The 11,863-nt window shown below is 68.6% G+C and carries 11 protein-coding genes and 2 pseudogenes; 6 read left to right on the top strand and 7 right to left on the bottom strand.

Going from position 1 to position 11,863, the window contains the following annotated elements:
• Positions 1 to 372: 372 nt before the first annotated feature.
• Complete coding sequence (locus ACE5C1_RS14420; protein ID WP_374944767.1) at positions 373 to 753, bottom strand: EF-hand domain-containing protein; 381 nt, start codon at positions 751 to 753, stop codon at positions 373 to 375.
• Positions 754 to 886: 133 nt separating this feature from the next.
• Between ACE5C1_RS14420 and ACE5C1_RS14415 the strand changes: the two genes are divergently transcribed.
• Genes ACE5C1_RS14415 through ACE5C1_RS14400 form a run of 4 tightly spaced genes read left to right on the top strand, consistent with a single transcriptional unit; the run spans position 887 to position 6,884 of the window.
• Positions 887 to 2,104 carry an argininosuccinate synthase gene (locus ACE5C1_RS14415; protein ID WP_374944766.1) on the top strand — a complete coding sequence of 406 codons (1,218 nt, stop codon included), beginning with the start codon at positions 887 to 889 and terminating at the stop codon, positions 2,102 to 2,104.
• Between the two features lie 44 nt (positions 2,105 to 2,148).
• Entirely contained in the window at positions 2,149 to 3,750 is a 1,602-nt protein-coding gene (locus tag ACE5C1_RS14410) for a hypothetical protein (RefSeq protein ID WP_374944765.1), read from the top strand.
• On the top strand, positions 3,747 to 5,303 hold the full coding sequence (locus ACE5C1_RS14405) for a hypothetical protein (RefSeq protein ID WP_374944764.1): 1,557 nt from the start codon (positions 3,747 to 3,749) through the stop codon (positions 5,301 to 5,303). The genes ACE5C1_RS14410 and ACE5C1_RS14405 overlap by 4 nt, the downstream gene beginning before the upstream one ends.
• 9 nt (positions 5,304 to 5,312) lie before the next feature.
• On the top strand, positions 5,313 to 6,884 hold the full coding sequence (locus ACE5C1_RS14400) for a hypothetical protein (RefSeq protein ID WP_374944763.1): 1,572 nt from the start codon (positions 5,313 to 5,315) through the stop codon (positions 6,882 to 6,884).
• Here ACE5C1_RS14400 and ACE5C1_RS14395 read toward each other — a convergent pair.
• From ACE5C1_RS14395 to ACE5C1_RS14380, 4 genes are all read right to left on the bottom strand, one after another.
• On the bottom strand, positions 6,821 to 7,978 hold the full coding sequence (locus tag ACE5C1_RS14395; RefSeq protein WP_374944762.1) for a GNAT family N-acetyltransferase: 1,158 nt from the start codon (positions 7,976 to 7,978) through the stop codon (positions 6,821 to 6,823). The two genes, ACE5C1_RS14400 and ACE5C1_RS14395, sit on opposite strands and share 64 nt — an antisense overlap.
• A gap of 91 nt (positions 7,979 to 8,069) precedes the next feature.
• Positions 8,070 to 8,537, bottom strand: a complete 468-nt coding sequence (locus tag ACE5C1_RS14390) for a RidA family protein (RefSeq protein WP_374944761.1) — start codon at positions 8,535 to 8,537, stop codon at positions 8,070 to 8,072.
• Positions 8,534 to 9,181: an HAD family hydrolase gene (locus tag ACE5C1_RS14385; protein WP_374944760.1), complete on the bottom strand. Its 648-nt coding sequence runs from the start codon at positions 9,179 to 9,181 to the stop codon at positions 8,534 to 8,536. The genes ACE5C1_RS14390 and ACE5C1_RS14385 overlap by 4 nt, the downstream gene beginning before the upstream one ends.
• Positions 9,178 to 9,450, bottom strand: coding sequence for a DUF3572 domain-containing protein (locus ACE5C1_RS14380; RefSeq protein WP_374944759.1), 273 nt, complete (start codon positions 9,448 to 9,450; stop codon positions 9,178 to 9,180). The genes ACE5C1_RS14385 and ACE5C1_RS14380 overlap by 4 nt, the downstream gene beginning before the upstream one ends.
• Before the next feature lie 37 nt (positions 9,451 to 9,487).
• Between ACE5C1_RS14380 and ACE5C1_RS14375 the strand changes: the two genes are divergently transcribed.
• Together ACE5C1_RS14375 and ACE5C1_RS14370 are read left to right on the top strand one after the other, a co-directional pair.
• Entirely contained in the window at positions 9,488 to 9,850 is a 363-nt protein-coding gene (locus ACE5C1_RS14375; protein ID WP_374944758.1) for a response regulator, read from the top strand.
• Positions 9,851 to 10,140: 290 nt separating this feature from the next.
• Positions 10,141 to 10,895 (top strand): annotated as a pseudogene (locus ACE5C1_RS14370) (IS5 family transposase).
• A 9-nt stretch (positions 10,896 to 10,904) separates the two neighbouring features.
• Here ACE5C1_RS14370 and ACE5C1_RS14365 read toward each other — a convergent pair.
• Both ACE5C1_RS14365 and ACE5C1_RS14360 read right to left on the bottom strand, forming a co-directional pair.
• A complete protein-coding gene (locus ACE5C1_RS14365) occupies positions 10,905 to 11,507 on the bottom strand; it encodes a plasmid pRiA4b ORF-3 family protein (protein ID WP_374944757.1) in 603 nt (200 codons plus the stop codon).
• Positions 11,504 to 11,734, bottom strand: a pseudogene (locus ACE5C1_RS14360) (transposase domain-containing protein); the annotation flags it as partial. The pseudogene ACE5C1_RS14360 and the gene ACE5C1_RS14365, both read right to left, overlap by 4 nt.
• Between the last annotated feature and the right edge of the window lie 129 nt (positions 11,735 to 11,863).

The following is an 11,863-nucleotide window of genomic DNA, read 5'->3' as shown; positions in this document are numbered from 1 at the left end:
GGGCTTTTTTTGCTCGCCGCCCGAGGCAAACCGGGCTGTCCTACAGCCTCCGGATCGTGCCACGACAGGCAGATGACCGCGTGTCTCTGCTCCCATCGTACCCCGAACGCTGGCTCGGCGCAGGGCCGCTCCGCTGTATCGGTCCCGAGCGGGCGCATGGGTGTCGCGACGCGTCGACACGCGGTCGCTTCACTGTCGCATCCCTGCCGCGTCGGCGTCGCGTCCGTGTCGCCGCGACGACGCGCGCATGTCGCGCCGGTGTCGCTTCGCTGGCGCAAAGGTGGCGCGTTGCGGTCGCTTCGCGGTCGCGTCGCCCCGCAAACGCGCGTTCACGCCGCAACGTGTGTCAACGTCGCGCGGCGGCCACGAGAATTAGCGCCCCTTCTCCAGCGACTTCTTCGCGGTGGTGCGCTCGGCGGTGCCGATGCGGCCGTCCTTGTTCGCATCGTAGCGCGCGAAGGTCGCCGCAAGCAGCGCCTGCGCCTCGGGCTCGGTCACCTTGCGATCCCGGTTGGCGTCGGCACGTGCGAACCACAAGGCCGCCAGCCGCTTGGCGACGGCCGGGTCCTTCTGCGGTCCCACCCGCATGTGCGCGGTCCGCGCCTGCACCTCGGCGAGCGACAACACGCCGTTGCGGTCGGTGTCGCTGGCGGCGAACTCCTTGGTGAATTTGGCGGCGGCCGACGCCTGGGTTTCCTGCGCAGCGGCAGGAACCGCGGCGGCAAGGCTCGCGAGGACGATAAAACGGATCACGGGGGCAATCTCCTGGATGGATTTGCGCGAGCGGCTAGCGCCAAACGCCTGCATCGCGGCTGAACCGTACGCGCTTGCGAAGCCGTTCCCCAGCGCATAACGCCGCCCGCAAACCGAACACGAAGGACTCTCCATGCGCGAAGACATCAAGCGCGTCGTACTGGCCTATTCGGGCGGGCTCGACACCTCGGTCATCCTGAAATGGCTCCAACAGAATTACGCGTGCGAGGTCGTCACCTTCACCGCCGACCTCGGCCAGGGCGAGGAGCTCGAACCCGCGCGCGCCAAGGCCGTGATGATGGGCGTGAAACCCGAACACATCTTCATCGACGACCTGCGCGAGGAGTTCGTCCGCGACTATGTTTTCCCGATGATGCGCGCCAACGCATTGTACGAGGGGCTGTACCTCCTCGGCACCTCGATCGCGCGCCCGCTGATCGCCAAGCGCCAGATCGAGATCGCGCGGGCAGTGAACGCCGATGCGGTCAGCCACGGTGCCACCGGCAAGGGCAACGACCAGGTCCGCTTCGAACTCGGCTATTACGCGCTCGCGCCGGACATCAAGGTCATCGCGCCGTGGCGCGAATGGGATTTGACCAGCCGCACGAAGCTCATCGAATTCGCCGAAGCGCACCAGATCCCGGTTAGCAAGGACAAGCGTGGCGAAGCCCCCTTCTCGACCGACGCCAACCTCCTCCACACATCGTCCGAAGGCCTCGTGCTCGAAGACCCGTGGCAGGAAGTCCCGGACTACGTCTACAGCCGCACCGTCAACCCCGAGGATGCGCCCGACAGCCCTGAGACGATCACCATCGACTTCGAACGCGGCGACCCGGTCGCGGTGAACGGCGAAGGTATGAGCCCCGCGACCTTGCTCGCAAAACTCAACGATCTCGGCCGCACCCACGGCATCGGCCGCCTGGACTTGGTCGAGAACCGCTTCGTCGGCATGAAGAGCCGCGGCATGTACGAGACCCCGGGCGGCACCATCCTCCACCTCGCCCACCGCGCGATCGAGCAACTGACCCTAGACCGCGGCGCCGCGCACCTGAAGGACGAGCTCGCCCCCCGCTACGCCGAATTGCTCTACAACGGTTTCTGGTTCAGCCCCGAGCGCGAGATGCTCCAGGCCGCGATCGACCACAGCCAGGCCAAGGTCGACGGCACCGTCCGCCTCAAGCTCTACAAGGGCGGCGTCCACGTCACCGGCCGCAAATCGCCCAACAGCCTCTACAGCGAGAAGGTCGTAACTTTCGAGGACGACCAGGGCGCCTACGACCAGCGCGACGCCGCGGGCTTCATCAAGCTCCAGGCGCTGCGCCTGCGCCTGCTCGGGCGCCGCGACCGGTAGGGGGCGAGAAGGATGCGTTAACCATGCGCGCCTAAAACGGGCGGATGGTCCCAGCGCGCCCTGCACCGAACCTCGCGCCCGATCTCGCCCGTGCGCTGGTGCTCGCGCTCGCGCTAGGACTCGCCTGGGCGCTCCGCGACTGGGCGGCGTTGCGATCGCTCAGCCTGCCCGACACCGACGACACGATGCGGCTCGTCCAGGTCCGCGACTGGCTGGCGGGACAGGATTGGCGCGACCTGACCCAGCACCGGCTCGCCGGCGGCCTGCCGATGCACTGGACGCGACTCGCCGATCTCGGCCCCGCGGCACTGATCGCGGCGCTGACGCCGCTGGCCGGGCGGCACGAGGCGGAAGTGGCAGCGGTGACCGCCTGGCCGCTCATGCTCTTCGCGGTCGTCCTGCTCCTGGTGCAGCGTATCGCGCGCCAGGCCGGAGGGCCGCCGCTGGCCGGTGCAGCCGCGGTCCTCGCCGCCATCGCCTATCCCGCGACCACGGTTTTCGCGCCCGGCCGGATCGATCATCATGGCTTGCAGATGGTGCTGCTTCTCGGCGGCGTGCTCGCGCTGCTCGGCCCACCCACGCTCGCGCGCGGCATTTGGCAGGGTGCCGCCGCAGCGGCCGCCTTTGTCATCGGGCTGGAGACCGCGCCGCTCGCGCTTGCGCTCGGCGGCGTGGCGCTGTGGGGCTGGTCGTGTGGCGAGGAGGGCGGCAGGGCGCGGCTCGCCGGGCTGGCACTGGGCGGCGCAGCGGGACTGATCGTCGCGCGCGCGCTGTTCGCGCCGGCACTGTGGGACCAGCCCTGGTGCGACGGCCTGACCCGCGATGCCTGGACCGCCGCGACGGCGGGCGTCGTCGGGGCGGCGGCGCTCGCAATCGTGCCCGAGGCCGCGCGCCGGCCTGCCCGGACGGGTCTGGCCATCGCTATGCTGGCGAGCGTCGCCGCTTTCGCTGCGTCGACGACCCCACGCTGCCTGTCGCCCTACGGCGGCGTCGATCCGGCGCTTGCGGCACGATGGTTGACCCACGTCGGGGAGGCGCAGTCGATCGCCACCGCACCCTGGACGACGAGCTTCGGATATCTCGGCCTTGCCGTCATCGGCCTTCTCGCGGGCGCCTGGCGCGTCGCTGCGGATCGGCGGCGGCCCTGGGGCATGCTGCTTCTGCTCCAGGCGACGGCGCTGGTGCTCGCGTGCGTACAGCTGCGCGGCGCCTATGCGGCCGCGCTGCTGGCGACCCCCGCGCTGGCCACCGCAATCAACGCGGCACGGCGACGCGGCGCGATCCGGCTGGCGCTCGTCTGGAGCGCGTCTGCGGGCATGCTCTACCCGATCGCCGCGCAGGCGATGACACCGATGGCACACGGTGGTGCAGATACGCCGACCACCTGCCCGCTACCCTCCGGTTTCGCGCATATGCCGCCAGGGGTCGTGCTCGCACCGATCGACATGGGCCCGACGATACTCCTGGACACCCCGCACGCGATCGTCGCCGCGCCCTATCACCGCAACAACACGGGCAATCTGGCGGCGTTGCGCAGCGAACGCGACGGGCCGGACTCGGCAACCGTGCGAACGTGGAACGTGCGCTACGTGCTGACCTGCCCTGCCACCGGCGGCGCTGCCCAGCTTCAGGTCCTTGCCCGGTGACGCGTTCGTGGTGGCAGACCCGCGGCTTCGTGGCACTGGTGCTGCTGGCAACCGCCATCCCGTTGCTGTGGCCAACGATTCCTCCGCTCATCGACCTGCCGGGGCACATGGCGCGGTACCGGGTCATGCTCGGCGACGATCCCGGGCTGGCGCGCTGGTACGCCTTCGCCTGGAAGCCGATCGGCTATCTCGGGGTCGATCTCCTGGTGCTCGCCGTGGCACCGGTGCTGGGGCTAGAGCTCACCGTCAAGCTCGTCGCGATCCTGATCCCCGTCGTCACCGCCGCCGGCATGTTCTGGCTGTCGCGCGAAGCGCACGGCCGGGTGCAGCCGCTGGTGCTGTTCGCGCTGCCCCTCGCGTTCCACCTCTGCTTTCAATACGGATTCCTCAACTATACGCTCGGCATGGCCCTGGCGCTCAATGCCTTCGCGTTGTGGCTTTGCCTGGCCCGGCTCGGGCGAACACGGTTGCGCGCGGCGCTCTTCCTGCCGATCGGGATGCTGCTCTGGACCGTGCACCTGTTCAGCTGGATCGCGCTGGGGGCGATGGCGGGCGGGGCGGAGGTCGCGCGCGCGCGCGCCGTCGGGCGCAGCTGGGTGCTTGCGATCTGGAGCGGCGGGCTGCGCTGCCTGCCGTTGGCGCCGCCGGGATTGCTGCTGCTGCTGTGGCGTCCGGGTGGGCCCGGCGCCGGCAGCGACTATCTCGCATCGCTGCCGCTCAAGCCCGGCTGGCTGGCAACCGTGCTGCGCGACCGCTGGGAGCCGTTCGACATCGCGTCGATCGCGGTCATCGGCCTGATCCTTTACGGATGCGCACGCAGCGCGCAGTGGCGCTGGTCGCCGCCGCTGCTCGGCGCGGGCCTCGCGCTACTGCTGGTCTTCGTCGCCATGCCGTTCGGCGCGGCCTATGCCGATGCACGGCTGGCGCCCTATGCGGTGATGCTCCTGCTGCTCGCGCCCGCTGCCGCCGCGGTGCCGGTGCGCAGGCTCGGGCTGCTGGCGTTGGCGGGACTCGCCTTCTTCGCCGCGCGCACCGCCGCCACCACCGCCAGTTTCGCGATCGAGGGACGCGACTGGGACCGCCATCTCGTCGCGCTCGATCATGTCCCGCACGGCGCCCGCGTCGTCAGCTTCGCGGTCGCGCCCTGCGCCGACGGGTGGCGGATGCCGCGGATCGCGCATTTGCCCGGCATGCTGGTGACTCGCCGCGGCGCCTTCTCCAACGACCAGTTCGATCTCGGCTCCACCGCGCTGCTGCGAGTCGTGGTGCCCGACCTGCGCGGGTTCGCGGTCGATCCGTCGCAGATCGTGATGCGCGACGGCTGCCCCGACTCTCACGGCTTTCGCTCGCTGAGCCAAGCGCTGGCGCGTTTCCCACGCGACCGCCTCGACTATCTCTGGATCCTGAACCGCGCGCCCGTCGACCCGCGGCTGCTCGCAGGGCTCTCGCCGGTCTGGAGCGATGGACGCGACGTTCTCTATCGCCTCCACACTGCACGCCCTGGGCCGCGACCGTACACGTCACCCTTGTCGGCGACGCCCTCCACCCGGTAGGACCTCGTCATGCGAGGTTCGGCGCTTCACTGGTGGCAGACGCGTTGGTTCGTCGCGGCGATGGCGCTTGCCGCGGTCGTGCCGCTGCTGTGGCCCGCGATTCCCCCGCTCGTCGACCTGCCCGGCCACATGGGGCGCTACCGCGTCCAGATCGCGATCGGCACGCACCCCGGGCTGGCGCACTGGTACGATTTCCGCTGGCAGCTGATCGGCAACCTGGGCATCGACCTGCTCGTCGTGCCCTTGGAACGCATGTTCGGGCTCGAGCTCGCGGTCAAGCTGATCGTCCTCACCATCCCCGCGCTCACCGTCAGCGGGCTGCTGTGGATCGCGCGCGAGGTCCACGGGCGCATCCCGGCGACCGCGCTGTTCGAGCTGCCGCTGGCCTACAGCTACCCCTTCCAGTTCGGCTTCGTGAACTTCGCGCTGGCGATGGCGCTCGCGCTCAACCTGTTCGCGCTCTGGCTCCGGATGGCGCGGCTCGGCCAGCTCAACCTTCGCGCCGCGATCTTCGTGCCGCTGTCGTGCGCGCTCTGGGTCTGCCACACCTTTGGCTGGGGCGTTCTCGGCGTCCTCGCCTTCTCATCGGAGATGATCCGCCAGCACGACAGGGGAAGGCGCTGGTTCGACGCCTGGGTGCGTGCCGGGCTCGGCTGCCTGCCGCTCGCGCTGCCATGCGCGCTAATGGTGTTCTGGCGCTCGGGCGACCACGTCACCGGGCAGACCGCGGACTGGTTCAACTGGCGACAAAAGTTCAACTATGTCGCGATGGTGCTGCGCGACCGCTGGATGGCGTGGGACATGGCATCGGCGACGATCCTGTTCCTGATCCTGTTCAAGGGCGTGCGCGACGACCGCATCGAATATTCGCGCCAGCTCGGCATTTCGGCGGCGTTCCTGCTCGTCGTCTTCGTCCTCCTGCCGCGTATCGTCTTCGGCTCCGCCTATGCCGACATGCGCCTCGCCCCTTTCATGCTCGCCATCGCGGTGATCGCGCTCAGGCCGAGACACGGCCTGTCGTTCCGCGGTGCGGCGACCTTTGCGGCGCTCGGCCTGACCTTCTTCGGCGCACGGCTCGTGGGTACGACCGTCAGCTACTGGCTCTACGCCCGCGAGTACGACCGCGTGCTCACCGCGATCGACCACGTGCCGCAGGGTGCGCGCGTCGTCACCTTCGTCGGGCGGCGGTGCCAGGACGACTGGACCTATTCGCGGTTCGAGCACATCTCCGCGCTGCTGCTGGAGCGCAAGCTCGCCTACAGCAACGATCAATGGTCGATGGCGGGCGGGCAACTGCTCACCGTCCGCTACACGCCCGCGCAAGGCTTCGCGCACGACCCGTCGGAGATCGTCACCGACCGGCGCTGCCGCGGCGAATGGTGGCGGCCGCTGTCCTGGGCGCTCGGCGCGTTCCCCAGGGCCGCCTTCGATTACGTCTGGCTGCTGAGTCCGCCGCCGCACGATCCAGTGCTGCTGAAGGGGCTGACCCCGGTCTGGCGCAGCGGCCGCGACGTGCTTTACCGCGTCGACGACCGCTCGGTGGTGTTCACCCTGCGGAACGGCGTCATCTCCGCCAGATAGTCGCGGTCGGCAGCCACCGCTTCGCGCTCGCGCCGCAGGAAGTCGGCGATCGCGCGACGAAAATTGGCATCGGGGATGTAATGCGCCGAATACGTCGCCACCGGCGCATAGCCGCGCGCGAGCTTGTGCTCCCCCTGCGCGCCCGCCTCCACGGTCGTCAGCCCGCGTGCGATCGCGGCATCGATCGCCTGGTAATAGCACAGCTCGAAGTGCAGGAACGGCACCTCTTCCGTCGCGCCCCAGTACCGCCCGTACAACGCATCATCACCGATCAGGTTGAGCGCCCCCGCAATCGGCACCCCGCCCCGCTCCGCCAGGATCAGCAGCACCCGATCGCCCATCGCCTCGCCGAGCCGCGGGAAGAACCCGCGGGTCAGGTACGGCCGTCCCCATTTGCGGCTGCCGGTATCCTGATAGAAGCGCCAGAACGCATCCCAATGCCGCGGCTCGATGTCGCCGCCGGTCAGATGCCGGATCGTCAGCCCCTCGACCGCGGCGGCACGCTCCTTGCGGATGCCCTTGCGCTTGCGGCTGGCGAGCGCGTCCAGGAAGTCGTCGAAGTTCGCATAACCCCGATTGGTCCAGTGGAACTGCGTCCCCGCCCGGATCAGCCACCCCGCCGCCTCGAACAGCGGCAGTTGCTCGGGCGCAACGAAGGTCGCGTGCGCCGACGATAGGTCGTTCTGGTCGACCACCGCCTGCACCGCCCCGAGCAGGGCCGGGCCGAGCGCCGCGTCCCGCAACAACAACCGCGGCCCCGGCACCGGCGAGAAAGGCGAGGCGATCTGGAGCTTGGGATAGTAGCTCCCCCCGGCCCGCTCCCACGCATCCGCCCAAGCGTGATCGAACACGTACTCGCCCTGGCTATGACTCTTCACGTACGCGGGCGCGATCGCCGCGGCGCGCCCGTCCGCGCCGTCGACGACGATCGGCAAAGGCTGCCACCCCGACCGCGCGCCCACGCTCGCCGACTCTTCCAGCGCGGAGAGGAAGGCGTGACCGACGAACGGATTGCCGGTCCCCGCGCATGCGTTCCACTCGGCAGCGGGGATCGCGGCGACGCCATCGGCGAGGCGGGCGGTGACGGCGGTCATGCCGTCTCGATCCGTTCGTGCTGAGCGAAGTCGAAGCACAGCCCCAAGCCATGCGCTTCGACTTCGCTCAGGGCGAACGGAACAGGCAAGATCAATCTGCCAACGCCACGATCGCATCGATCTCGACCGCAGCCCCCAAGGGCAAAACCGGCACCCCCACCGCCGAGCGCGCATGCCGCCCGGCCCCACCGAACAGCGCGACCATCAGCTCGGACGCCCCGTTCGCCACCTTGGGCTGATCGGTAAACCCGGCGGTCGAATTCACGAACACCCCCAGCTTAACGACGCGCCCCACCCGCGACAGGTCGCCGCCGAGATGCTTCTTCAACTGCGCGACGATCATCAGCCCGCACGCCTGCGCCGCCTTCTGCCCGGCCTCCAGGTCGACGTCCTCGCCCAGCCGCCCGGTCACGAGCTTACCGTCGACGAACGGCAATTGCCCCGACAGGTGCAGCATTCCCCCTGCCTCGACGACGGGTATATAGGCAGCAACGGGCGCGGCGGCTTCGGGAAGCGTCAGGCCGAGATCGGCAAGCGCGCGGTCGATACGGTCGGTCATGCGGTCTCCTGAACGTATGTGGCGGATGCGGGCTCCCCCGCAGCGAAGCGATCGACGATCCACGCCTGCGCACGCGGCCAGTCGTCGATCCGCGCATGCGCGTGCGGCGCGGCCGGGATATGCGGCGCGAGCTCGGGCTCGGACACCATGTGGAGCCGGTGGACCCTCGGCGCATGCCGAGCGACCGATTCGTGATGGACCGCCAGATCGTCGACGAACACGGTCACCGATGCGTCATATTCCTCGACCAGCCGCGCGACCGGGCCGCCCTTGCCGCCCTGGTTGCACTCGACCCGGTGATCGATCCCGAACGCCGCCAGCTGCTCGATGCGGGGTTGGCGGCACACGTCGTGCAAATTGGTCAGCACGACGATGTCCGCGATCTCGGCGAGCGACGCCAGCGCCTCGCGCGCATGCGGCACCAGCGTCTGCCGCGCCATCTCGGCGGGAAAGAAGCCGCCGAGCTTCTCCCACATTTCCTCCGTCGTCAGCGGCCCGCCACCGTCGCGCCGCCGCATCCGTCCCGACCAGTCCCCCGCGCCCAATTCGAAGTCGATCGCATGGGCATCCCCCAGCCAGACGCCGAAATGCTTGACCATATGGAGCAGCACCTCGTCGCAATCCGTGATCAGCAACGGCCTCATGCGCCCTCCAACGCTTCGCGCGCCCGCACCAGCGCGCCGGGCGCGACCCCCAGCCCCTCGGCGCACGCGACCAGATCGGGCTCGTGCCCTTCGAGGAACCCCAGCGCCGCCGACAGCACCGAAGGATCGCTCGCCCGGGCGCGCAAGTCGGCGGGGTCGAGCCCCGTCACCGACAGCAGCCGCATCGCCCGATCCGGCTCGGCAAGCGTCCAGACGAGCGCCCGGAGCGCCAGTGCGGTCGCGTCCTCGTTTGTATCCGCTTGCCGCATTGCCTACGTTCGACCCTCATCGCCCAAGGGAAGCCGCGTGACAAAAAGGGTGCTCGTTGTCGAGGACAACGAACTGAACCTCAAACTTTTCTGCGACCTGCTGCGGGCGCATGAGTACGTATGCGAAGGCGTCCGCGACGGCCGCGAAGCGGTGACACGCGCCCGCGACTTCGCCCCCGACCTGATCGTCATGGACATCCAGATGCCCCACGTCACCGGCTACGACCTGATCCTGGAACTGAAGGCCGACGAGACGCTCAGGGGCATCCCGATCATGGCAGTCACCGCCTATTCCGGCCGCGACGACGAAGACCGCATCCGCGCCGCCGGCGCCTCGGCCTATGTGTCGAAACCGATCAGCCTGGCGAGGTTCATGGATACGGTTGGGGGATTGGTGTGAGGCTCGTCGCAGCCCTTGCCTCGTAAGCAGCGTTTTCGATGCTGAGACAGAGTACCATGCCAAGGGTCAGCGTTACGGAGGCGCCGAGCCTGGCCCCTGTGCATCACAGCCTTGACTTTTGCGTGCCTAGGGAGCATGCAGGTCGTGCTGCACGGCCCTACACATTCCGTCGTGCTGCAACCTACTAAGGGCTCCTGCGGGGGCCCTTACTACTTTTTACTAGGCGGCGTGGACGAATTGGTTGACGCTGGATCGAGCGGTTGATTCAAGGCTTCCTTTTGGAGGCGTGATTGAGCCGCGGTGATCTGAGCGAGGCGGAGTGGCAGGTTTTGCGGGACCTGCTGCCGATCGGGCCGTCGATGCGTGGGCGCGGGCGGCGTCCGACCGAGAACCGGGCGGTTCTCAACGGCATCCTGTGGCGGCTGCGTTGCGGCGCTCCCTGGCGCGACGTGCCGGAGAAATACGGCAAGTGGAACACGATCTACCGGCGGTTCCGGCGCTGGAGCGAGGCTGGCACATGGGAGATCGTGGCGGTGACCTTGGCCGAGATGATGGCGGACACCGGCCACTACAGCATCGACAGCACCACCATCCGCGCCCACGTATCGGCAGCGGGGGTAAAAGGGGGACTCATCAACAGGCTCTTGGCCGCTCGCGGGGCGGGTTCGGCTGTAAGGTTCACTGCATCGCCGATGCCGGTGGGCGACCACTCGCCTTCCATCTGACCGGCGGGCAGGCCGCCGACTGCAAGGCGTACGACAAGCTGATCGCGCTGCCCGAGGCCGAGCCGGCCGCCTTGCTCGGCGACAAGGGGTATGACGCCGATGCCATCCGCGACGATCTGCGCGGACGCGGGATCGAGGCCGTCATCCCGGGCCGCTCGAACCGCAAGAAACCGATCATCCACGACCGCGCCCTCTACAAGGAGCGCAACCGCATCGAGCGCATGTTCGGTCATCTCAAGATCAACCGCGCCGTCGCCACCCGCTACGACCAGCTCGCCCAGAGCTTCCTCAGCATGATCCAGCGTAAGCGTGGTCCGTAGGCCGCCTTGTTATTGCGGGCGGTTCTTCTGGTAGGCGAGCTTGCCGGCATGGCGGCGGATAGCGATGGCTGCGACGGCACGTCGGGTGAAGCGTTCGTCGATATCTTCGGGGTTGTAAGGGCCGCCATACCAGTCACTTAGGCGGTCGTGTTCCTCGTGAGCAGGGTCGGCCATGGCATCGAGGAACAGCTCGAAGCCGGGCAAGCCACCCACATCCTCGGGCGGCCCGCGCCGCTCGCCGGCAACGAAGCGCGGGTATTTGACGTCGGGCTCGCCGGGACCGACCGTCTCGAGCGTGATGGTGTGTCGCCAGTCGTCACCCATGTCGTAGGTGTAGAGGAGTTCGCGTATTCCCCGGTCGAGGAGGGCGGCGAGCTTCACATTCTTGGCGGCTGCCATGCCGCTGTCGGGCCACATCGGGTCCGGCACGCCGTAGCGCCGGTTTCCGGCCTCGAAGTGCCAGAGATGATAGTTCCCCCAGCCCATCGCGGCCTGGACGATGTCGTGAAGCATCTTGAGGCTGGCAGTGACCGGCACGTCGACCCGACGCCAGATCACGGGTTCGATGTCGTTCAGGACGATATGCAGGCGGGCAATGGTCTCGGTGCTCATGCCGCCAGCCTGGCAGGTTCGCGAGCCCAGTTCCACGGCATGAGTTCGCCCCAGCGGCTGGCGGGCCAGTCGTCGGCGATCTTCGCGATGACGTCAGTGATGTAGGCCTGCGGATCGACGCCATTGGCCTTGCAGGTCTGGATGACGGTGTAGATCGCGGCGGCACGCTCGCCGCCAGCCCTGGAGCCCGCGAACAGCCAGTTGCGGCGACCGACGGCCATCGCCCGTTCATTCTGCCCATGTCGGGGACGAACTGGAAGTTCACTATCGGTGGCATCCCTATTTCGGCCGCAGGCTTCGGGTGCTGCGGATCGAGCAGCGCGCGGTGGGGCGGTATCACCATGTTGAGGTGACAG

It is taken from the genome of Sphingomonas sp. (assembly GCF_964263785.1).
In the GTDB taxonomy this organism is placed as follows: Bacteria; Pseudomonadota; Alphaproteobacteria; order Sphingomonadales; family Sphingomonadaceae; genus Sphingomonas.
The sequence above is the reverse complement of the archived record's forward strand: the minus strand, read 5'-3'. Positions and strand labels throughout refer to the sequence as shown.

Bases quoted from the DNA above. Each gene is read 5' to 3' on its own strand.
- ACE5C1_RS14415 (WP_374944766.1), top strand. From the start codon at position 887: ATGCGCGAAGACATCAAGCGCGTCGTACTGGCCTATTCGGGCGGGCTC.
- ACE5C1_RS14410 (WP_374944765.1), top strand. From the start codon at position 2,149: ATGGTCCCAGCGCGCCCTGCACCGAACCTCGCGCCCGATCTCGCCCGT.
- ACE5C1_RS14400 (WP_374944763.1), top strand. From the start codon at position 5,313: ATGCGAGGTTCGGCGCTTCACTGGTGGCAGACGCGTTGGTTCGTCGCG.
- ACE5C1_RS14395 (WP_374944762.1), bottom strand. From the start codon at position 7,978: ATGACCGCCGTCACCGCCCGCCTCGCCGATGGCGTCGCCGCGATCCCC.
- ACE5C1_RS14390 (WP_374944761.1), bottom strand. From the start codon at position 8,537: ATGACCGACCGTATCGACCGCGCGCTTGCCGATCTCGGCCTGACGCTT.
- ACE5C1_RS14385 (WP_374944760.1), bottom strand. From the start codon at position 9,181: ATGAGGCCGTTGCTGATCACGGATTGCGACGAGGTGCTGCTCCATATG.
- ACE5C1_RS14380 (WP_374944759.1), bottom strand. From the start codon at position 9,450: ATGCGGCAAGCGGATACAAACGAGGACGCGACCGCACTGGCGCTCCGG.
- ACE5C1_RS14365 (WP_374944757.1), bottom strand. From the start codon at position 11,507: ATGAGCACCGAGACCATTGCCCGCCTGCATATCGTCCTGAACGACATC.